Below are 21,313 nucleotides of genomic sequence, written 5' to 3'. Positions count from 1 at the left end.
GTACCCATGTTTTAGGTTTTAAAGAAACCTAATTTTTCTGATCTAGGCAACTTCTTCAATCTAGCCTCGGCCTTAGAGGCTTCAGATCGATCTGGGTGCTCTTGCGTGGCCAAAAGGACGACTGGTCTACGGGCTCTTGTATAACGAGCGCCCTCCCCTGAATTGTGGGCTGCCAAGCGATGTTCTAGGCGGTTAGTAATCCCGGCGTAATAGCTGCCATCGGCACACTCTAGGAGGTAAACAAGCCAGGTCAAAATAGGGAAAATTTCACTTAAAAAGAGGTCTAACAGACTTGAAATTATGAGGAATGACCCTATATTCTATAGGTAGAAATAAATAAAAATAGTTGAAGTAGATAGGACTAAAAAATGAGAATAGATAAATTAACTACCAAGTTTCAAGAGGCGCTTAGCGAGGCGCAAAGCCTTGCTTTGGCAAAAGATAATCAATATATCGAGCCAGCCCATTTATTGTTGGCCATGTTGCGTGATTCAGATGGCGGTGCCAAGAGTTTGTTAACCCGCGCAGGCGTCAATGTTCCTGGACTTGAGAAGGCTACCGAAAAGCTCATTAGTAACTTGCCAGAAGTGCAGGGCACTAGTGGCGAAGTGCAGGTTGGCCGTGATTTAAGTAATTGGCTCAATTTATGTGAAAAAGAAGCTAATAAGCGTAATGATCAATTTATTGCTGGCGAACTCTTCTTGCTAGTAGTGGCAGATGATAAGGGTGAGCTCGGTAAGATTGCTCGTGAGAATGGTTTAAATCGTAAATCGTTAGAGGCGGCTATTGATTTAGTGCGCGGAGGAGAATCAGTGAATAGTGCAGATGCCGAAGGTCAGCGTGAAGCTTTAAAGAAATACACCGTCGATTTAACGGAGCGTGCTCGTATGGGCAAGCTAGATCCCGTGATTGGTCGTGATGATGAGATTCGTCGCACCATACAGATCTTGCAACGTCGCGGTAAAAATAATCCGGTGCTGATTGGTGAGCCAGGTGTTGGTAAGACTGCCATCGTAGAGGGTCTTGCCCAACGCATTATTAATGGCGAAGTTCCTGAAACTCTGAAGAATAAGCGCGTCCTCGTGTTGGATATGGCTTTGCTGTTAGCTGGCGCGAAGTACCGCGGTGAATTTGAAGAGCGCCTCAAAGCTGTTCTGAGTGATGTTGCTAAAGACGAAGGTCAAACCATCATCTTTATTGATGAAATTCATACGATGGTTGGTGCTGGTAAGGGTGACGGAGCAATGGATGCAGGCAATATGCTTAAGCCTGCCCTAGCGCGCGGCGAATTGCATTGCATCGGCGCAACCACCTTGGATGAGTATCGTAAATACATTGAGAAAGATCCAGCGCTTGAGCGCCGTTTCCAAAAGGTCATGGTGGAAGAGCCTAGCGTTGAGGCGACTATTGCCATCCTGCGTGGCTTGCAAGAGCGCTATGAGCTTCACCACGGTATTGAGATTACTGACCCAGCGATTGTGGCGGCGGCGGAGTTATCGCACCGCTACATTACGGATCGTTTCTTACCGGATAAGGCGATTGACCTCATTGATGAGGCTGGTTCACGTATTCGGATGGAGATTGACTCCAAACCGGAGGTGATGGATAAGCTTGAGCGTCGCCTTATTCAGCTCAAGATTGAGCGCGAAGCCGTTAAGAAAGAAAAAGATGAAGCATCGCAAAAGCGCCTTGGTCTCATTGAAGATGAAATCAAACGCTTGGGTGCTGAGTATGCCGATCTAGAGGAAATTTGGAAGGCAGAGAAGGGTGCTGTATTAGGCGCCGCTCATCTTAAAGAAGAGATTGAAAAAGTTCGCGCCGATATTGCTAAGCTCCAACGCGATGGTAAGTTGGAGCAGGTCGCTGAATTGCAATATGGCAAATTGCCTGAGCTGGAAGCTAAGCTCAAATCTGCTGCTGCAGCTGAAGCAAAAGGCGATAAAGATGGTGTAGTCAAGAACAAGCTCTTGCGTACGCAAGTAGGCGCAGAAGAAATTGCTGAAGTAGTGTCTCGTGCAACCGGTATACCGGTATCGAAGATGATGCAGGGCGAGCGCGACAAGCTATTGAAGATGGAAGAGCTTCTGCATAAGCGTGTGGTTGGTCAAGAAGAGGCTATTCGTGCGGTATCTGACGCGATTCGTCGCTCACGTGCCGGTCTTGCTGAAGAGAATCGCCCTTATGGTTCATTCTTATTCTTGGGGCCTACTGGTGTTGGTAAGACTGAGCTCTGCAAAGCTTTAGCTGGCTTCTTATTTGATAGTGAAGATCACCTGATCCGTATCGACATGAGTGAGTTCATGGAGAAGCATAGTGTTGCGCGTTTAATTGGCGCGCCTCCAGGCTATGTTGGTTACGAAGAGGGTGGTTACTTAACCGAACAAGTACGTCGCCATCCATATAGCGTGATCTTGTTTGATGAGATTGAAAAAGCACATCCAGATGTCTTTAATGTGCTCTTGCAAGTATTGGACGATGGTCGCTTAACCGATGGTCAAGGCCGTACTGTGGACTTTAAGAACACGGTGATTGTGATGACTAGTAATATCGGCTCACATCTGATTCAGTCGATGACAGACAAGAAGCAATCCGAGATTAAAGATGCGGTATTTGAAGAGCTGAAGAATCACTTCCGACCAGAGTTCTTAAATCGTATTGATGAAATCGTGGTATTCCATGGTTTGGATAAAGGCAATATTGCCAATATCGCGAAGATCTTGCTCAAGAACTTGTCAGATCGTTTGGCAAAGGTCGATATGCAGATGGAAGTGAGTGATGCTGCTCTGAGTAAGATTGCAGAGGTCGGTTTTGATCCCGTATTTGGAGCTAGACCACTGAAGCGTGCGATTCAGCAATATATCGAGAACCCAGTCTCCAAGATGATCTTGGAAGGCAAGTTTGGCCCTAAGGACACAGTTCCTGTAGGTGTCGATAAGAACGGCGATTTCAGCTTTAGTAAGTAATACCGCTGTATTTCAGCAGGAATTTTCCTGTGCCAGTAAACTCGGAACATGACTGACGCCCTAGTAATGAGGCGCGCCAGTGATGTCCGGGTTGTTGGTCTTATTAGCCTGGCTCACGGCAGCTCCCATTTCTTCCATTTAATTTTGCCACCCATGTTCCCATGGTTGAAGGCGGAGTTTGGCTTTAACTATGCAGAGCTAGGTTTGCTCATGACCATCTTTTTTGTGGTCTCCTGTATCGTTCAAGCAGCATCTGGATTTTTAGTTGATCGCATCGGGGCTCGGCCCGTTTTATTTGCTGGAGTGGGTTTACTGGCATTAGCCGCGCTCACATATTCTCAAAGTAATGGCTATGCTATGTTGGTCCTAGGTGCAGTGATTGCCGGTTGTGGTAATGGCATCTTTCATCCGGTCGATTACACGCTGATCAACCACAAAATATCACCCCCGAATTTGCCTTACGCTTATTCCATTCATGGCGTAACAGGGTATATCGGTTGGGCCGCAGCTCCAGCTTTCATGGTGGCAATTGCTAGTGTTGCTGATTGGCGTATTGCATTTTTATCTGCTGCAGTAGTCGAGGCCCTGATCTTGCTGACTCTGTGGTTGGGTAGGGCGCGCTTAATTGACGACGTCCGCGCAAGACGAGAGGAATCTCAGGCGAGCCATGCCCAAAAGAATCCTGGCGGTGCACCAATGAGTACCTTTGGCTTTCTGAAGCTTCCCGTTGTTTGGCTTTGTTGGATTTTCTTTTTCTTCAGCATGGCTGCAACTACCGGCCTGCAATCATTCGCGCCTACAGCCCTTTTTAAAATTTATGAGATCGCGGTAAGTAATGGCAATTACTATCTCACGCTCATGTCTATGGGTGGCGCTGGAGGAATGCTTTTAGGTGGCTATCTGGCTAGCAAATTAAAAGTGCCTGAACGCATTATTACGATTTGCTTTACTGTAAATATAGTCATGGGGCTTTTATTAGCAACAGGCTTGATACCAATCGAGCTGATCGTGATCGCCTTCGTTGTCATTGGCTTGGGTCTAGGTATTGCTGCCCCATCACGCGATTTAATGATTCGCTCTGCAACGCCGTCTGGTTCGTCGGGTCGGGTATATGGCATTGTGTACTCGGGGATCGATCTCGGTGCGGCAATGAGTCCACTAATCTTCGGAATCTTCTTAGATATCGGTTTACCCAAGTTGCTTTTCGTGGGTGTAGCTTTTCTGCAGCTCATGATTATCTTGACTGGATTTAAGGTTGCCGCCATCAGCAGTCCAAAAACCACCTAGATATCTTCCATATTTTCATAATGTGAAAAGACATTACCATACGCAAAATGCAGTGCAATATCTTGGCTAAGGCTTTCTATCGCCTCTTGGTAGAACATTTCATATTACAAAATGTATTTCATAAGTTACTGAATTAATTGAATTAAATAATTTTATTTAATTTAGAAATAGTTCTTGCATGCTTTTCTAAGACACTTACACTCTTATATAAGACATAAGACTTAAATGTCCAAATATTTGATGTACTTGTTAACTTAGGGAGAAAAACATGGCAGATCGCAAAGCAGAAATCGCAGCACTACAAAAAGACTGGGATACCAATCCACGCTGGAAGGGTATTACTCGTGGATACACAGCTGAGGACGTTGTACGTCTTCGTGGCTCATTGAAGATTGAGCACACATTGGCTAAGCATGGCGCAGAGCGTCTCTGGGAGTTGGTCAATAACGAAGCTTACGTTAACTGTTTAGGCGCATTGACAGGTGGTCAGGCAATGCAACAAGTTAAAGCTGGCGTTCAAGCTATTTACTTGTCAGGTTGGCAAGTTGCCGCTGACGGTAACTCATATGCAGCGATGTACCCAGATCAATCTTTGTATCCAGTTGACTCAGTTCCAAAGATGGTTGAGCGTATTAATAACTCATTCCAACGTGCTGATGAAATTCAAACCGCTAAAGGCATCAATAAAGGCGATGCTGGTTATATCGAGTATTTCGCTCCGATCGTTGCCGATGCAGAAGCTGGTTTTGGTGGCGTATTAAACGCATTTGAATTAAGCAAGGCATTGATTAAGCAGGGCGCGGCTGGCGTTCACTTCGAAGATCAACTCTCTTCTGTTAAGAAGTGCGGTCACTTAGGTGGAAAAGTATTGTTGCCTACTACTGAATCTGTTCAGAAATTGATTTCTGCACGTTTAGCAGCTGACGTAATGGGTGTTCCAACAATTATCTTGGCTCGTACTGATGCTGAAGCTGCTGATTTGTTGACATCTGATTACGATGCAAATGACAAGCCATTCTTGACAGGCGAGCGTACAGCTGAAGGTTTCTACAAAACACGTAAGGGCTTGGATCAAGCGATCTCCCGTGGTTTGGCATATGCTGCTTATGCTGATATGGTTTGGTGCGAAACGGGTACGCCTGATTTGGACTTTGCTCGTAAATTTGCAGAAGCAATTCGCGCGAAGTTCCCGGGCAAGATGTTGGCTTACAACTGCTCACCATCTTTCAACTGGAAGAAGAACTTGGATGACGCAACGATTGCGAAGTTCCAACGCGAATTAGGTGCAATGGGTTACAAGTATCAGTTCATCACATTGGCTGGTATTCACTCAATGTGGTACAACATGTTCGACTTGGCGCAAGACTACATGCAGCGTGGTATGACTGCTTACATCGAGAAAGTACAAGAGCCAGAATTCGCTGCTCGTGATCGTGGTTACACATTCGTATCCCATCAGCAAGAAGTCGGTACCGGTTACTTCGATGATGTTACTACTGTGATCCAAGGTGGTAAGTCTTCAGTAACAGCATTGACTGGTTCTACAGAAGAAGAGCAGTTCCACTAAGAAATCCCTAAGTAGTATGTAGCAAGCAGTAGTACACCAATACTGCCGCGGCACCTAATTAACCCCATAAGGGTGACTTAGGTGCCGTTTTCGTTTACATTCTTCACATGACTAATTGCGTACTTTGTAAAGACGAACTCAAGCCAGAAGAAGGCCAGTTGATTTGGCGCGGTGATGACTGTCGCATCATCCTTGTAAATGATCCCGACCTGCCGGGTTTTTGCCGCGTGATCTGGAATCGCCATGTCGCAGAAATGACTGACCTGAGTTATGGTGAGCGTGAGCATCTCATGGCCTTAGTATTTGCGGTGGAGGAGGCGGTGCGTCATGTAATGCGCCCAGATAAGGTCAATATAGCCGCGCTCGGAAATATGGTTCCGCATATACATTGGCATGTCATTCCGAGATTCAAGGACGATGCTTTCTTTCCGGGGTCAGCTTGGTCGCAAAGAATCCAAGAGACCCCCACTAATAAGATCGCAGAGCGAAAACAGCTTGCCGATCAATTGCCTATTTCAATCAAAGCCGCTATCGCTGCGCTCTCATAAAAACTGCTTAGCATTATTTTTCCCCAAGGGTGACGGTGAATAAAGAAACCAAGGGAATGCTGATTGGCTTTGTTGGCATATTAATTTTTAGCCTCACTCTGCCTGTTACGAAGATTGTTCTAGTCAGCTTTAATCCCTATTTCATTGCGTTTGGAAGAGCTCTCTTAGCTGGTCTATTTGCATTGGCTTATCTCTTATATACAAAAGCGTCGCTTCCCACTAAGTCTGACCTGGTGAAGTTAGTTGTCATCGCCTTGGGGGTGATATTTGGATTTCCAATTTTGACAACAATCGCAATGGAAGAGGGCTCATCAGCCCATGGTGCAGTGATTTTGGGGATGATGCCCTTAGCTACCACTGTAATTGGCGTTATTCGTTTTAAAGAGCGACCATCTCTTGGGTTTTGGCTAGTTTCAATATTGGGCGCAGGATTGGTTGTGGTTTATGCACTTCTTAAAAACTCCGGGAGTTTCACCTATATTGATGTCCTCTTGGTGCTTGGTGGTATTTGTGCCTGTGTTGGCTATGTGGAGGGTGGTGAGTTATCTCGCAAGATGAGTCCGCCGCAAGTGATTTCTTGGGCCTTGGTTATTTCATTGCCGGTGAATTTGGTGGCAACGTATTTCTCATTTGATGCTACTTATTGGAGTGCCAACTCTTTTACTTGGATGTGCTTCTTTTATCTCGGCTTATTTCCGATGTATCTCGGTTTTTTCTTTTGGTATGGAGGCCTTGCTATTGGTGGGATTGCCAGAGTGAGTCAAGTGCAACTGGTCCAACCTTTTTGTACGCTAATTGCAGCTAGTCTTATCCTGGGCGATCGACTAACCTTGATGAATATGATCTTTGCGTTTCTGGTGGTATCAACGGTAGTGCTGAGTAAAAGGATGCTCGTTAAGCGGCATTGATGAGGCTTGCCGGCTAATTTAGCTTCTTTAATGCTTCTAAATATTTCTCGGGGCTTAAAGGTTGGCCTTCTCTCTGCGCTTCCCACATTACCTGACCAAGGCATTCCATCATGGCGTGCTGAGCCTCATGCTTAGAGCCTAGTTTCTTAGTCAGGCTTTCGAAAATCTCTTTTATTCCTGGCGGTTGATCAATGGATATTTGCTCGCTAATCGACAGGTGCATTGAAAGATGCAAGAAGGGGTTGGTCTCACCGCGCTCTGGTGTGTAGTCTTGCGCAACCGCACCTTCTGGGTCCGCCAACACTGCATGATATTCCGGGTGTTCTACCATCCAGTCGCTAGCAATCATTTCCATTGGCGTCAGGATTTGATCCTCGGTTTTCTTTTTCCAAGTGTCACAAAAAAAACGACGCACTTCTTCACGAGTGGGGTTAAATATTGCCACGAACTTTTCCTTTCCCAGTTTTTTGTTTGAAGCCGCAGAGTGGTTCAACAATACATTGCGCGCAATCTGGGTTGCGCGCCTTGCAGGTATACCTACCATGCAGAATAAGCCAATGGTGAGCATCCATCAAAAACTCCTTTGGCACACGCTTCAGTAACTGTTCTTCAACCTTCACAACATCTTTACCGGGCGCCAATCCTGTCCGATTGGATACTCTAAAGATATGAGTATCGACTGCCATAGTGGGTTGACCAAAGGCGGTATTGAGAATGACGTTCGCAGTTTTTCTACCGACACCTGGAAGCGCTTCTAACTCCTCACGATTTTGGGGTACTTCACCACCATGTTTATCTATGAGCAGTCGGCAAGTCTCTTGAATATGCCTGCCTTTAGAGTTAAACAATCCGATATGTTGAATGAAGGGCTTAACACCTTCTTCGCCCAGGTCAAGAAGTGCTTGAGGTGTATTGGCAATCTTAAACAGCTGGCGAGTACCTTTATTTACTGAAATATCGGTTGCCTGTGCTGAGAGCAAAACCGCGATGAGTAATTCAAACGGGGAGCTGTATTCCAGTTCAGTTTCAGGATGGGGATTATTCTCTCTGAGTAATTCAAAGAAGGCCTGGCGCTTTTCAAGATTCATCATTTTTTTTGCTGTGCTCTCGCAATGGCTGCGGCAATGATGGCACGCTTTCTCTCTTGCTCTTTAAGTGCCTCTTCTGAGTCCGGACTTTCTGCATTGACTGCTTGCAATTTCGCAGCCGCTTTCTTTGCTAGCCGTTCATCATTGTCGCGTTGCTCGCGATCCAATCGTAGATCGCGCGCTTCATATCGCGCTCGTGCAAGCCCTGCTAATTCTGGTGACCAAGCATCCCAGCCAGTTTTCTCGCCACTAACATCAATCATGGTGATGCAATCTACAGGGCAGGGTGGTATGCAGAGATCACAACCAGTACACCATTCACTTAAGACTACATGCATTTGCTTAGAGGCGCCAACAATGGCATCCACAGGACATGCTTGAATACACAAGGTGCAGCCGATACAAGTCTTAGGGTCAATAAAAGCAACCGGTCTAGGGCGCTCGATGCCACATTCAGGATCGATTCTGGGGTGAAGATCAAATGCGTCCTGAGGAAAGATAGGTTTCAGGATGGCGCTAAGCCTCTGGATGCCCTCTACGCCTCCAGGTGGGCAACGATTAGGTAGAGCCTCACCTGTCGCCATCGCTTCTGCGTAAGCTCTACAGTCTGGGTAGCTGCATTTAGTACATTGGGTTTGAGGAAGGATATCCTCGAGACGATCGGCAAGTTCTTTCGTCTGCTTGATGTTCATTGCAAGTTACGAGCCCTAAAACTAGAAGCGCGACCCGAAAGTCGCGCCGCTGATTTATGCAGCTTTCTTAGTACCCAGTTTTGGGGGTCTAGCTTTTGTTTTCTTCTGAACACCTTGGTGCTCACGAATAAACGACTTAATCTTTGGATACACTTTCTCGCGCCAACGACGGCCAGAGAAGATGCCGTAGTGGCCAGCGCCCACAACTTCATAATGGTCTTTATCAGCCTTCGAAATCCCGGCGCACAAGGCGTGTGCTGAACGGGTTTGTCCGCTACCAGAGATGTCATCCAATTCACCTTCAACAGTGAGGAGGGCGGTTTTCTTAATATCTTGTGGCTTTACTAGATCGCCAGCAACTTCCCAAGTACCATTTGGTAATGAGTAGTCTTGGAACACAGTTTTAATGGTGTCCAAGTAGAACTTCGCGTCCATATCAAGGACCGCGTTGTACTCATCATAGAAACGGATATGAGCTTCTGCATCTTGCTCATCGCCACGCACTAAGTTTTGGAAATAGTCCCAATGTGACTGCAAGTGATTCTGAGGATTCATGGCAATAAAGCCGGTGTGCTGCAAGAAGCCTGGGTACACCTTGCGACCAGCGCCTGGGTAGCTTGGTGGTACTTTGTAAATTACATGACTTTCAAACCAGTCATAGGACTTTTGGTCAGCTAAGTTATTGACGGCAGTCGGTGACTTGCGTGCATCAATTGGACCGCCCATCATGATCATAGAGGCGGGGGTCTTTTCACCAGCAGAGGCCATTAAAGAGATTGCGCCTAATGTTGGAACTGTTGGTTGGCAAACTGAGATTACATGCAAATTCTCAGCGCCAATTGCACGGATGAAATCTTGTACATAGTGAACGTAATCATCTAGACCAAAATCACCAGCATTTGCAGGAACAATGCGAGCATCAATCCAGTCGGTAATGTATACCTTGTGGTCTTGCAAGAGAGTGCGTACGGTGTCGCGCAATAGTGTGGAGTGATGTCCAGATAGAGGGGCAACCACTAATACAACAGGATCGCCCTTGAGTTTTTTGATGACATCAAGATCGTCTGAAAAGCGCTTAAAGCGAATTAGGTTGCAAAATGGTTTGGCAACAATGGTTCTCTCATGAATCGCAACTTCTCGACCATGTGCTTGCACAGAGCGAATGCCAAACTCAGGTTTTTTATAGTCTTTACCCAGACGATGAAGCAGTTCATAGCTAGCGGCTAAGCGATCTGAGCCAGGAACTTTGGATGCGGGATTAGAAGCATTAATAAATGCTTCAGATGCTGCTCGAGCCCATGAGCTTACTGGTTGAAGTAAAGCTTTTTGAAATTCATGTAACTGATATAGCATGTTGCCTCCTGATAATTCAGTGTAACCGCTTATTACGCGTTGTTACGCCAATACGCGGGCGATTGCTTTAGCTACCTTATCAATATTTTTAGTATTGAGGGCAGCCACACAAATACGACCGGTGGAGAGGGCATAAATGCCATCTTCCTTTTGTAAACGATCTACTTGCTCAGCAGTTAATCCTGAGTAAGAGAACATGCCGCGCTGAGCTTCAATAAAAGCAAAGTCCTGCTTAACGCCAGCAGCAGCCAATTTTTGTACCAGCCCCTGACGCATTGCTTTAATGCGATCACGCATCTCAGCTAATTCATCTTCCCAAAGCTTTCTGAGTTCTGGTGAATTGAGAACTGCAGCTGCAATCGCAGCGCCATGTGTAGGTGGATTGGAGTAGTTGGTACGAATTACGCGCTTTAGTTGCGACAGTACGCGAGTGGATTCATCTTTGCTTTGAGTCACGATCGATAGGGCACCAACACGCTCACCATAGAGTGAAAATGATTTGGAGAAGGAGCTAGATACAAAGAAAGACATACCGGATTCAGCGAACAAGCGCACCGCAATGCCGTCTTGCTCAATACCGGCAGCAAAGCCTTGGTAAGCCATATCTAAAAATGGAATAAGTTGCTTTGCTTTGCAAATATCAATAACTTGACGCCATTGCGCTTCAGTAATATCAGCGCCAGTTGGGTTGTGGCAGCAAGCGTGCAATAAGACAGTGGTGAACTTCGGAAAAGACTCTAGAGATTTCACCATGCCATCAAAATCAACACCACGAGTTTTACCGTCGAAATAGGTGTACTCAAGTACTTCAAATCCTGCAGATTCAAAAATACCGCGGTGGTTTTCCCAAGTGGGGTTGCTAATTGCGCAAGGCGCATTCAAATTGAGGCGCTTGATAAAGTCCGCACCAACGCGCAATGCGCCAGTGCCACCAAGACATTCCGCTGTTACAACGCGACCATCTTTGATGAGCGAAGAGTCGGCGCCAAACAATAGGTTTTGAACTGCACTGTTGTATGGATTTGGGCCTTCGATTGGAATGTAGCTACGTGGGGAATGCTTCGCAACAATTGCTTCCTCAGCCTGAATGACGGCTTTTAAAAGTGGCACCTTGCCTTCATCGGTGTAATACACACCAACGCCTAGATTGACCTTGTCAGCGCGTTGATCGGCGACGTAGGCTTCTGTGAGGCCAAAAATAGGATCTTTAGGGGCAAGCTGGACTGAAGTGAAAAGGTTCATTTGAGGGTCAAAAATGGGGTAGTAATGTAGGTTAAAAGAGGTATTTGAGGCTTAATTGACGTTAAATTCAGTTAAATTTACTTTAAATGGCTGTTTTTGAGGCTAGATTCAACTATTTCCAAATAAAAACGGCAAAATCAATGTTTGTACAAAATTCGCTGTGAACTAAAAGTCACAGGTGAAATGATAGCTGAGATGCCCCCTAAGTTGCCTAAAAGTTCCTCAAATTCCAAAGTTGTTGAAAGCAAGAAAAGCCCTGTAGCTGATCCTTTGGGCGAGGTGGGTCACGACCTGGATCCAGATAAGTTCGTTTCCTTCCCAGATTCGCCTTTTCAGCTCTATCAGCCATTTCCACCAGCCGGGGACCAGCCGGCCGCAATCGATGCTTTGGTAGCTGGAATTGAGGATGGATTGACCTTCCAAACCCTTTTGGGGGTTACTGGTTCAGGCAAAACCTTCACCATGGCTAATGTAATTGCCAGAACAGGGCGTCCCGCCATTATCTTTGCCCCTAATAAGACCTTGGCTGCCCAGCTTTACAGTGAATTTCGGGAGTTTTTCCCAAAAAATGCGGTGGAGTACTTCGTGAGTTATTACGACTACTACCAGCCAGAGGCTTATGTCCCGACGCGCGATTTATTTATTGAAAAAGATTCGTCAATTAATGAGCACATCGAGCAAATGCGACTATCTGCTACTAAGAGTTTGTTAGAGCGACGTGACGTCATCATCGTAGCAACCGTCTCGGCAATTTACGGCATTGGTAATCCGGGTGACTATCACAGTATGGTGATGACATTGCGTCCCGGTGACAAGATGAGTCAGCGCGATATTTTGATGCGTTTAATTGCGATGCAGTACGACCGCAATGAAACCGATTTCAAGCGTGGTGTTTTTCGAGTGCGAGGGGATACGATTGATATATTCCCGGCTGAGCATAATGAATTGGCAGTGCGTGTTGAGCTCTTTGATGATGTCATTGAGAGTTTGCAATTTTTTGATCCGCTCACTGGAAAAATTCGTCAGAAGATTCCGCGATTTACTGTTTATCCAAGTTCGCATTACGTTACTCCGCGTGACACGGTGCTTAAGGCGATTGAAACGATTAAGACTGAGTTGCGTATTCGCTTGGATGAGTTTGTTAAAGATGGAAAGTTGGTTGAGGCACAACGTTTAGAGCAGCGTACGCGCTTTGATTTAGAGATGCTCAATGAATTGGGTTTCTGCAAAGGCATTGAGAACTACTCCCGCCATCTCTCAGGGGCTATGCCTGGCGAGGCGCCGCCCACCTTGGTTGACTACCTTCCAAATGATGCCTTGATGTTCTTGGATGAGAGCCATGTTCTCATCGGACAGCTGAACGCGATGTATAACGGCGACAAGTCTCGCAAACACACTTTGGTGGAGTTTGGTTTCCGTTTACCTTCGGCAATGGATAACCGACCACTGAAGTTCACGGAGTTCGAAACGAAGATGCGTCAAACGGTGTTTGTTTCTGCAACACCCGCTGACTATGAAAATACGCACACCGGACAAGTGGTGGAGCAAGTGGCTAGACCAACAGGACTAGTTGATCCAGAAATTGAAGTGTTGCCAGCAAGTACTCAAGTGGATGATTTGCTCAATCAGATTCATGAGCGTGTCAAAGTGCATGAGCGCGTCTTGGTAACCGTTCTAACAAAACGAATGGCTGAACAGCTGACAGATTACTTGTCGGATAACGGTGTAAAAGTACGTTATGTCCATTCGGATATTGACACTGTAGAGCGCGTAGAAATTCTGCGCGACTTACGCTTAGGCGTGTTCGATGTTTTAGTGGGTATTAATTTGTTGCGCGAGGGCTTGGATATTCCCGAAGTCTCACTCGTTGCAATTTTGGATGCGGATAAAGAGGGCTTCTTGCGTTCTGAACGCAGCTTAATTCAGACGATTGGTAGGGCAGCCCGAAATATTAAAGGCAAGGCCATTCTGTACGCCGACAGGATCACCGATTCTATGAAGCGGGCCATGGGGGAGACTGAGCGTCGCCGAACCAAGCAAATTGCCTTCAATAAGGCGAATGGGATTGAACCACGGGGTGTCCAAAAGCGTATTAAAGACATTATTGATGGCGTTTATGACGTCCAAGAGAAGCGCTCTGAGATGCAGGTAGAGCAGGAGCGTGCTCGCTATGAGGATATGAGCGAGAAGGACCTAGCGGGCGAAATCAAGCGTTTAGAGAAGCAAATGAACTCTGAAGCTAAAAATCTGGAGTTTGAAAAGGCGGCAGCCACCCGTGATCGCCTTACCAAGGTTAAGGAGATGGCCTTTGGGGCTCGATCTAGGGATGCTGTTTAATCCTGAGCAGATTAGTGGGGTATATGGTAAAGTTGAGTGGAATGGTCGGGTATTACCCGCCCGACTGTTAGCTGTCCATAACAATCCATTACCAAGGTGACATATGAGACTTACAACCAAAGGCCGTTTTGCAGTAACCGCAATGATTGACTTAGCCCTGCGCGAGACGCACGGGCCTGTAACTTTGGCTGGAATTAGCCAAAGGCAGAAGATTTCCCTGTCTTACCTAGAGCAATTGTTCGGCAAATTACGCCGTTTCAATATTGTTGATAGCACTCGTGGTCCTGGCGGTGGTTACACCCTGGCCCGCAAGTCTGAAGAAATTAGTGTGGCAGACATCATTGTTGCCGTGGATGAGCCCTTAGACGCAACCCAATGTGGCGGCAAAGGGAATTGCCATAGTGATGAAGAAAGCCATGGCCGTTGCATGACTCATGATCTATGGTCTAACCTCAATGCCAAGATGGTGGAGTACCTCAGCTCCGTCTCTTTACGTGATTTAGTGCAGCAGCAATCTGGACGTGGAATCGTATTGCACGATTTGCGCCCCAAGAAAATCAAGACTGAAAGTGCCAAGGCTGAAAAACCAGCGCCAGCAGTTGCAGCAGTAAAAGAAGCCGCTCCGAAGCGACCTCTCGTAAATTCTGTTTTTAACCTGGCTCAGCAAAGTTAAGAGATTAACTTCTTAGTCTATTAATCGATAAGAAAAAAATGAACGCACCACAAGAGATTCCTCAGCAGCCGATACCCATGTTTAGTCCTAAACACTTCCCGGTGTACATGGACTACTCAGCTACTACGCCGATTGACCCGCGTGTAGTGGACAAGATGTTGCCGTACTTGCGCGAGCAGTTTGGTAATGCAGCATCTCGCAGTCATGCCTATGGTTGGGCTGCAGAAGAAGCCGTTGAGTGGGCGCGTTCAGAAGTTGCTCAGCTAGTTCATGCAGATCCAAGAGAGATTGTGTTTACTAGTGGCGCAACGGAAAGTATTAATCTGGCACTCAAAGGTGCCGCCCATTTTTACAAAGAGCGCGGCAATCACATCATTACTGTGAAGACTGAGCACAAGGCCACCCTTGATACTTGCCGTGAGCTCGAGCGCGAAGGTTTTGAAGTAACTTATCTAGATGTTTTGCCAGATGGACTGATTGATTTTGCTCAACTTGAAACGGCTATGAAACCGGGCACCATCCTGGCTTCAGTGATGTATGTCAATAACGAGATTGGTGTGGTGCAAGATATTCCGCGCATTGGTGAATTGTGCCGTTCCCGTGGTGTGATATTCCATGTGGATGCAGCGCAAGCTACTGGCAAAGTAGAAATCGACCTAGAGAAAACTAAAGTAGATTTAATGAGCTTTTCTGCTCATAAAACTTATGGTCCAAAAGGGATTGGCGCTTTGTTTGTTCGTCGCAAACCCCGTATCCGTATTGAAGCGCAAATACACGGTGGTGGACATGAGCGCGGTATGCGTTCAGGTACTTTAGCAGTTCACCAGATTGTAGGTATGGGCGAAGCCTTCCGTATTGCTCGCATCGAAATGGTTGAAGAGAACGCGCGCATTCGTGCATTGCGCGATCGCTTGCTGACAGGCTTGAAAGATATTGAAGAAGTCTATGTCAATGGCGATATGGATGATCGTGTTCCACATAACCTCAATATTAGTTTTAACTATGTTGAAGGTGAATCGATGCTGATGGCATTGAAAGATTTGGCTATCTCATCTGGATCTGCATGTACTTCAGCATCTTTAGAGCCTTCTTATGTGCTGCGTGCGCTTGGTCGTAATGATGAATTGGCTCACAGCTCAATTCGTTTTACCTTGGGACGTTTTACTACAGAGCAAGAAGTGGATTTCACAATCAAATTAGTGAAAGAGAAAATTGCGAAGTTACGTGAGCTCTCCCCGCTTTGGGAAATGTTTAAGGATGGTATTGATCTCAGTACTATCCAGTGGGCGGCGCACTAAACCGTATTGAAGATAGTTAAGCTAAACAATAGATAAAAGAAATAACGAGGAAATACCATGGCATATAGCGACAAAGTAATTGATCATTATGAAAATCCCCGCAACGTCGGTTCTTTTGAGAAGGGCGACGATCAAGTAGGTACTGGCATGGTTGGTGCGCCAGCCTGTGGTGACGTTATGAAATTACAAATCCGCGTAAATGATCAGGGTGTCATTGAAGATGCCAAGTTCAAGACTTATGGCTGCGGCTCTGCCATTGCATCTTCCTCATTGGTAACTGAGTGGGTTAAAGGTAAAACTTTGGATCAAGCTTTGGAGATTAAGAACTCCTTAATTGCGGAAGAGTTAGCTTTGCCGCCTGTAAAAATCCACTGCTCTATCTTGGCTGAGGATGCCATCAAGGCAGCAGTGGCTAATTACAAAGAAAAGCATCCAGCCAAGTAAAGATAAAGAGGCATTCATCATGGCAATTACCTTGACCGATAAAGCAGCAAAGCACGTACAGCGCAATTTGGATAAGCGTGGAAAAGGTTGTGGCTTGCGCTTAGGTGTTCGTACGACAGGTTGCTCTGGCTTGGCTTATCAACTGGAGTATGTGGATGAGGCAGCTCCAGAGGATACGAAGTTTGAATCCAATGGCATCACCATTTTTATTGATCCCAAGAGTTTGGCCTACTTAGATGGCACTGAATTAGATTTTGTGCGCGAAGGTTTGAACGAAGGCTTTAAGTTTCAGAATCCGAATGTAAAAGATGAGTGTGGTTGTGGTGAATCCTTCCGCGTCTGACGATTACTTTCGTTTCTTTGGTTTAGATCAGCAATTCAATTTGGATTTGTCTGCATTAGATCAAGCTTATCTAGCAATTCAAAAAGAGGTGCACCCGGATCGCCATGCACGTGGTAGCGATACCGAGCAACGTTTGGCCATGCAAATGGCTACCTTAGCTAACACAGCCTTTCAGACTCTCAAGAACCCCGTTCAGCGCGGCCTTTATCTTTGCCAGCTTCATAATGTGGATGCTCGCTTAGAAACGAATACCGCTATGCCAGCCGCTTTCTTAATGAAGCAAATGGAGTGGCGTGAATATCTTGAAGATCATGATGAGGACATCAGCGCATTAGAAGCTTTAGCTGAAGAAGTTGAAGAATCCAAACGAGATACCTTGGCTGAAATCACACAAGCGATTGATGGGGCCAAGAACTATGAGCGTGCTGCCGAGTTACTGAGAGGCCTGCTATTTATTAATAAGTTTGCGTTTGAGCTAGATGATGCTATCTCAGTCTTGGTATAGCTTTACACTCTAGTCCCCATGGCCTTATTACAAATCTCCGAACCTGGTAAGTCTCTTGCACCGCATCAGCGTCGGATTGCGGTGGGCATTGATCTGGGCACCACCAATTCCTTAGTGGCGATTGTGCGAGATGCATTGCCTAAAGTGCTTCCCGATTCAGAGGGGCGAGAATTACTTCCCTCGGTAGTACGTTACTTGCCCAATGGCAGAACCCAGGCCGGCTTTGAGGCAATTGAAAGTATTGTTTCTGATCCTAAGAACACGATTGTTTCTGTCAAGCGTTTTATGGGTCGCGGTATCGTCGATGTAGAAAACATTGAAAGTACTCCTTATGACTTTGTAGACGAGCCGGGTATGTTGAAGTTACGCACAGTGGCTGGCGATAAAAGTCCGATTGAAGTATCTGCAGAAATTCTGGCACGTTTGCGTCAATTGGCTGAAGACTCAGTGAATGATGACATCGTTGGTGCAGTTATTACTGTCCCCGCCTATTTTGATGATGCGCAACGACAAGCAACTAAAGATGCCGCTAAGTTGGCTGGAATAGAAGTATTGCGCTTACTCAATGAGCCTACTGCTGCAGCCATTGCGTATGGTCTAGATAACGCTTCAGAAGGTATCTACGCAGTCTATGACCTTGGTGGTGGCACATTTGACATCTCAATTTTGAAAATGAGTAGAGGCGTATTTGAAGTGCTCTCTACTGGTGGGGATTCTGCATTGGGTGGTGATGATTTTGATCATCGTCTCTATTGCTGGGTGATCGAACAAGCCAAACTTCCGCCACTCTCAATTCAGGATCATCGCAGACTATTGCTTTCTTGCAAGCATGCAAAAGAGCAATTGAGTCACAACCCTTTGGCCCGTGTTCACGAAACGCTTACTGATGGCACAGTAGTGAATGTAGGCATCAGTCAGGCACAGTTCTTTGAGATTACTCAGAACCTCATCAATAAAACTTTAGTTGCAGTAAAGAAGGCCTTGCGTGACGCTGGCCTTAAGGCGGACGAAGTTAAGGGTGTGGTGATGGTGGGTGGTGCGACTCGCATGCCTCATGTTCAGCGCGCTGTTGGGGAACTCTTTGGTACCAAGCCTTTAAATAATCTCAATCCAGATCAAGTAGTCGCTTTGGGCGCTGCTATGCAAGCGGATTTGCTTGCCGGCAATCAAAGTAAAGATGATGAGTGGCTTTTATTGGATGTGATTCCACTTTCCCTTGGTATTGAAACCATGGGCGGGTTGGTTGAAAAAATTATTCCACGTAATACGCCAATTCCAGTAGCACGTGCTCAAGATTTCACCACCTTTAAGGATGGTCAAACGGCCTTGGCTATTCAGGTAGTGCAGGGTGAGCGTGAGTTGGCGCAAGATTGCCGTTCATTAGGCAAGTTTGAGTTACGTGGCATTCCACCCATGGCTGCTGGAGCTGCTCGAATTCGAGTGACTTTCCAGGTAGATGCCGATGGCTTGCTTTCAGTTAGTGCAACTGAGCAGGGTTCTGGCGTGCAGGCATCAATTGATATTAAGCCTTCTTATGGTTTAACCGATGCTGAGATTGCACGTATGCTGCAAGATGGTTTCGCGTCTGCAAAAGTGGATCTTTTGGCAAGATCTTTGCGTGAAGAACAGGTGAATGCGCAGCGACTATTAGATGCCGTTCAAACCGCATTGAATTCTGATCGAGGATTATTAAACCCTCAAGAGCAAGCTAACGTGGATCAAGAGATGGCTACTTTACAGAAGATTCTTACGGAAGAAACCGATAGCGATATTCTCAGAAAGGCTGTCGATCATGCAGCAAAGGCTACCGATGATTTTGCCCAAAAGCGTATGAATTCTAGTATTCAGAGGGCCTTAGCTGGCAAGAATGTTGCAGAAATTTAAGAAAAGAAAATTATTAAGATGACTCAGATAGTTGTTCTACCCCATAGTGAATATTGCCCAGAAGGTGCTGTAGTTGAGGTAACTCCTGGCACTTCTATTTGTGAAGCGCTGCTAGAAAATAATATTCCGATTGAGCACGCCTGCGATATGGTCTGCGCTTGCACTACCTGTCACGTGATTGTGAAAGAGGGTTATCAGAGTCTTAACGAACCAGATGAGAATGAAGAAGACTTATTGGACCGCGCGTGGGGCCTGAACCCTCAGTCTCGTTTATCTTGCCAAGCTATTGTTGCGCGTCAAGATTTGGTGATTGAGATTCCAAAGTATTCGATCAATCACGCAAAAGAAAATCACTGATTTTTTAACCCCCCTTTAAAAACAGAAGATATAAAAAAGCCACCTTATCAGGTGGCTTTTGTTATCCAATCACCAGATTGGCAAAGAGATACGGAGTATTACTTTCCGCAAGGGAATACGCCCTCTAAAAATTTCAACATTGTTTCTGCTGCAGACTTTGGCCCATTGGCCGGATTTGCATTAGCCCAAGCAATGTATTCATCAACTACTTGGATGCGTGATGGTGCAGGTTGCTTGACGCAAATCTTAGTTGGAGCAGTTTTTGAGTTGCGGGTTGCAAGGTAAGTGTCATAAACAGCTTGGCCGTAAATTTGGCAAGTGATGTTGTTGCTACCTTCACCTTGGCAGTGTTTCAATAATTCTTCGGTGGTAGTTGCATTAGCTGTTTGCAGGGTGGTCGCTATTCCAAGAACTAAGCTAGCAGCAATAAAAAATTTCTTCATGTTTATTCCTTTAATCAAATTTTGTGTATATCAATTCAGATGGGTAGGGGTAATTAGCGGCGGCCGCGGAAACCACCACCGCCAAAGCCGCCATGACCACCGCCGAAGTGATCGCCGCCACCATCAAAGCGAGCGCCGCGTGTATCGCCAAAGCCACCACCACCGCCAAATCGATCTCCACTAGAGGGCCGGCTGGCAGTTTTATCGCCACCGCCAAAATTACCACTGCGGTCAGCGCCACTTCGGTCACCCATTCGGTCTCCGCCCGAACGATTGCCGCTCATATCTCCACGTTGGAGGTTCTGACGCAATTGATCTCGTTCAGCATTACGGTTCCCACTGCCCGCGCCACCTAGGTTTGCATTGCGGCGCTGTTGATCTGGTTTCCAGTCGCTAGATCCGCTATTACGATTGCCATTCCAGTTGTTATTGGTGTTCTTATTGAAATTGTTGAAGTTATTGTTATTTACGGTTAATGACCCACCGCCGTAACCACCTCCCCAGTGACAGCCACCCCAAAGTGCCGCTCCAACTGCCATGCCAACACCAAAGGACAGTAGCGCTGTGCCAGCTACATATCCAGGTGGATAGTATGCGTATGGAGGGTAGGCTGGGTAGGCCCATGCACCATAAACCACAGCTGGGTTGTAAGTGGGAACATAGACAACTTGTGGGTTTGCAGGCTCAATGATGATGGTCTGAGTGCTGCCACTGCCTTGAGTGCTCACTGTCTGCTGAGAGTTTGACTCTAATGTGCCGGCTTTTTTCGCCTTGGCACGCAATGCTTGAATAGCATTCATGGCATCAGATTGCTGAGCCAATACTGCGTTGCCAAGTTGCTGGGTCCAGCTTAACTGGGAGCCCATCATCTCGAGCACTGGTGGAAATGACACTAATGATTTGACACTGGCGTCCCAATTTTGTTGTTGCAATGCTTTATTGAGCGCATCACCTTTCAGGTTGGCATTAGATTTAACCCAATTGGAGGCTTCTGCAATCTCCAAAGGATAGGTCGATGCCATTAGCACTTGTGAAACTAGTGCATCTGGGTAGAGTGCAATCGGCGCTACCAGGGCCTCTAGTTGTGCTTGCGTAAGCTTTGCTGCTTGTTGTTGGCTGCTATTTTGAGCAAATGCCACTGGGGCCGCAGCTGGAAGAGCTAGGGCAGCCGTGAGAAGACTTGCGATTAAGCGAGAGGGTATTCTCGCTTTCTTTGATGCCACCATTGGCACTCCTTCATTGAGGGGTTAATAAATAAGATCCATTCTACTAAATGGAGCTATTTGCACCAAATTGAAGCATATCGCACTTAAAGCAGGCAAACCAATTATGGAGGGAAGGTGTGGGGGAATACTATGAAATCGTTGTTCATTCTTTAGTT

The 21,313-nt window shown here is 46.3% G+C and carries 21 protein-coding genes; 13 read left to right on the top strand and 8 right to left on the bottom strand.

What is annotated here, in order from left to right; translation table 11 throughout:
- Nucleotides 1–11: 11 nt before the first annotated feature.
- The gene (locus tag FD975_RS07130; protein ID WP_215301415.1) at nucleotides 12–254 is read right to left on the bottom strand and encodes a GIY-YIG nuclease family protein; all 243 of its coding nucleotides are present in this window, start codon (nucleotides 252–254) and stop codon (nucleotides 12–14) included.
- A 114-nt stretch (nucleotides 255–368) separates the two neighbouring features.
- Here FD975_RS07130 and clpB point away from each other — a divergent pair, with 114 nt between their 5' ends.
- The 5 genes from clpB (at nucleotide 369) to FD975_RS07105 (ending at nucleotide 7,273) form a co-directional block, all read left to right on the top strand.
- Nucleotides 369–2,963, top strand: coding sequence for an ATP-dependent chaperone ClpB (gene clpB / locus FD975_RS07125; protein ID WP_215301413.1), 2,595 nt, complete (start codon nucleotides 369–371; stop codon nucleotides 2,961–2,963).
- Nucleotides 2,964–3,011: 48 nt separating this feature from the next.
- Nucleotides 3,012–4,250 carry an MFS transporter gene (locus tag FD975_RS07120; RefSeq protein WP_215301411.1) on the top strand — a complete coding sequence of 413 codons (1,239 nt, stop codon included), beginning with the start codon at nucleotides 3,012–3,014 and terminating at the stop codon, nucleotides 4,248–4,250.
- Nucleotides 4,251–4,518: 268 nt separating this feature from the next.
- Nucleotides 4,519–5,817: an isocitrate lyase gene (gene aceA / locus FD975_RS07115; RefSeq protein ID WP_215301409.1), complete on the top strand. Its 1,299-nt coding sequence runs from the start codon at nucleotides 4,519–4,521 to the stop codon at nucleotides 5,815–5,817.
- A gap of 107 nt (nucleotides 5,818–5,924) precedes the next feature.
- Nucleotides 5,925–6,365 (top strand): HIT family protein, encoded by a 441-nt coding sequence (locus FD975_RS07110; RefSeq protein ID WP_215301405.1) that lies wholly within the window; start codon nucleotides 5,925–5,927, stop codon nucleotides 6,363–6,365.
- 35 nt (nucleotides 6,366–6,400) lie between these two features.
- Nucleotides 6,401–7,273 (top strand): DMT family transporter, encoded by an 873-nt coding sequence (locus FD975_RS07105; RefSeq protein WP_215301404.1) that lies wholly within the window; start codon nucleotides 6,401–6,403, stop codon nucleotides 7,271–7,273.
- Nucleotides 7,274–7,286: 13 nt separating this feature from the next.
- Here FD975_RS07105 and FD975_RS07100 read toward each other — a convergent pair whose 3' ends face one another.
- From FD975_RS07100 to FD975_RS07080, 5 genes are read right to left on the bottom strand one after another with little or no spacing between them, the layout of a single operon-like run.
- Nucleotides 7,287–7,712 (bottom strand): DUF1841 family protein, encoded by a 426-nt coding sequence (locus FD975_RS07100; RefSeq protein ID WP_215303918.1) that lies wholly within the window; start codon nucleotides 7,710–7,712, stop codon nucleotides 7,287–7,289.
- Nucleotides 7,705–8,361 (bottom strand): endonuclease III, encoded by a 657-nt coding sequence (nth, locus tag FD975_RS07095; RefSeq protein ID WP_215303916.1) that lies wholly within the window; start codon nucleotides 8,359–8,361, stop codon nucleotides 7,705–7,707. Before nth ends, FD975_RS07100 begins: the two co-directional genes overlap by 8 nt.
- Nucleotides 8,361–9,053: an electron transport complex subunit RsxB gene (gene rsxB / locus FD975_RS07090; RefSeq protein WP_215301402.1), complete on the bottom strand. Its 693-nt coding sequence runs from the start codon at nucleotides 9,051–9,053 to the stop codon at nucleotides 8,361–8,363. The genes nth and rsxB overlap by 1 nt, the downstream gene beginning before the upstream one ends.
- Before the next feature lie 54 nt (nucleotides 9,054–9,107).
- Entirely contained in the window at nucleotides 9,108–10,406 is a 1,299-nt protein-coding gene (locus FD975_RS07085; protein ID WP_215301400.1) for a polyhydroxyalkanoate depolymerase, read from the bottom strand.
- Nucleotides 10,407–10,448: 42 nt separating this feature from the next.
- Nucleotides 10,449–11,648: an amino acid aminotransferase gene (locus FD975_RS07080; RefSeq protein ID WP_215301398.1), complete on the bottom strand. Its 1,200-nt coding sequence runs from the start codon at nucleotides 11,646–11,648 to the stop codon at nucleotides 10,449–10,451.
- 183 nt (nucleotides 11,649–11,831) lie between these two features.
- On the opposite strand from FD975_RS07080, the gene uvrB reads away from it, so the two are divergent.
- The 8 genes from uvrB to fdx all read left to right on the top strand — a co-directional run bounded on the left by uvrB (nucleotide 11,832) and on the right by fdx (nucleotide 19,489).
- Complete coding sequence (gene uvrB, locus FD975_RS07075; protein ID WP_251371455.1) at nucleotides 11,832–13,985, top strand: excinuclease ABC subunit UvrB; 2,154 nt, start codon at nucleotides 11,832–11,834, stop codon at nucleotides 13,983–13,985.
- Between the two features lie 103 nt (nucleotides 13,986–14,088).
- Nucleotides 14,089–14,658: a Fe-S cluster assembly transcription factor gene (locus FD975_RS07070; RefSeq protein WP_215301396.1), complete on the top strand. Its 570-nt coding sequence runs from the start codon at nucleotides 14,089–14,091 to the stop codon at nucleotides 14,656–14,658.
- A 38-nt stretch (nucleotides 14,659–14,696) separates the two neighbouring features.
- Nucleotides 14,697–15,956 (top strand): IscS subfamily cysteine desulfurase, encoded by a 1,260-nt coding sequence (locus tag FD975_RS07065; RefSeq protein WP_371743371.1) that lies wholly within the window; start codon nucleotides 14,697–14,699, stop codon nucleotides 15,954–15,956.
- 57 nt (nucleotides 15,957–16,013) lie between these two features.
- A complete protein-coding gene (gene iscU, locus FD975_RS07060; RefSeq protein WP_215301395.1) occupies nucleotides 16,014–16,400 on the top strand; it encodes a Fe-S cluster assembly scaffold IscU in 387 nt (128 codons plus the stop codon).
- A gap of 19 nt (nucleotides 16,401–16,419) precedes the next feature.
- Nucleotides 16,420–16,743 carry an iron-sulfur cluster assembly protein IscA gene (gene iscA / locus FD975_RS07055; RefSeq protein WP_215301393.1) on the top strand — a complete coding sequence of 108 codons (324 nt, stop codon included), beginning with the start codon at nucleotides 16,420–16,422 and terminating at the stop codon, nucleotides 16,741–16,743.
- The gene (gene hscB / locus FD975_RS07050; protein ID WP_215301391.1) at nucleotides 16,709–17,248 is read left to right on the top strand and encodes a Fe-S protein assembly co-chaperone HscB; all 540 of its coding nucleotides are present in this window, start codon (nucleotides 16,709–16,711) and stop codon (nucleotides 17,246–17,248) included. The genes iscA and hscB overlap by 35 nt, the downstream gene beginning before the upstream one ends.
- Nucleotides 17,249–17,266: 18 nt before the next feature.
- Nucleotides 17,267–19,132 carry a Fe-S protein assembly chaperone HscA gene (gene hscA, locus FD975_RS07045; protein ID WP_215301389.1) on the top strand — a complete coding sequence of 622 codons (1,866 nt, stop codon included), beginning with the start codon at nucleotides 17,267–17,269 and terminating at the stop codon, nucleotides 19,130–19,132.
- A gap of 18 nt (nucleotides 19,133–19,150) precedes the next feature.
- Nucleotides 19,151–19,489: an ISC system 2Fe-2S type ferredoxin gene (gene fdx, locus FD975_RS07040; RefSeq protein ID WP_215301387.1), complete on the top strand. Its 339-nt coding sequence runs from the start codon at nucleotides 19,151–19,153 to the stop codon at nucleotides 19,487–19,489.
- Between the two features lie 98 nt (nucleotides 19,490–19,587).
- Here the strand turns inward: fdx and FD975_RS07035 are convergent, their stop codons facing one another.
- Nucleotides 19,588–19,932, bottom strand: coding sequence for a Rap1a/Tai family immunity protein (locus FD975_RS07035; RefSeq protein ID WP_215301385.1), 345 nt, complete (start codon nucleotides 19,930–19,932; stop codon nucleotides 19,588–19,590).
- Between the two features lie 53 nt (nucleotides 19,933–19,985).
- A complete protein-coding gene (locus FD975_RS07030; RefSeq protein ID WP_215301383.1) occupies nucleotides 19,986–21,158 on the bottom strand; it encodes a DUF3300 domain-containing protein in 1,173 nt (390 codons plus the stop codon).
- Nucleotides 21,159–21,313: the final 155 nt, after the last annotated feature.

The sequence above is a fragment of the Polynucleobacter sp. AP-Jannik-300A-C4 genome (genome assembly GCF_018688335.1).
Classification (GTDB): domain Bacteria; phylum Pseudomonadota; class Gammaproteobacteria; order Burkholderiales; family Burkholderiaceae; genus Polynucleobacter.
This window is presented reverse-complemented; position numbering and strand designations above follow the sequence as displayed.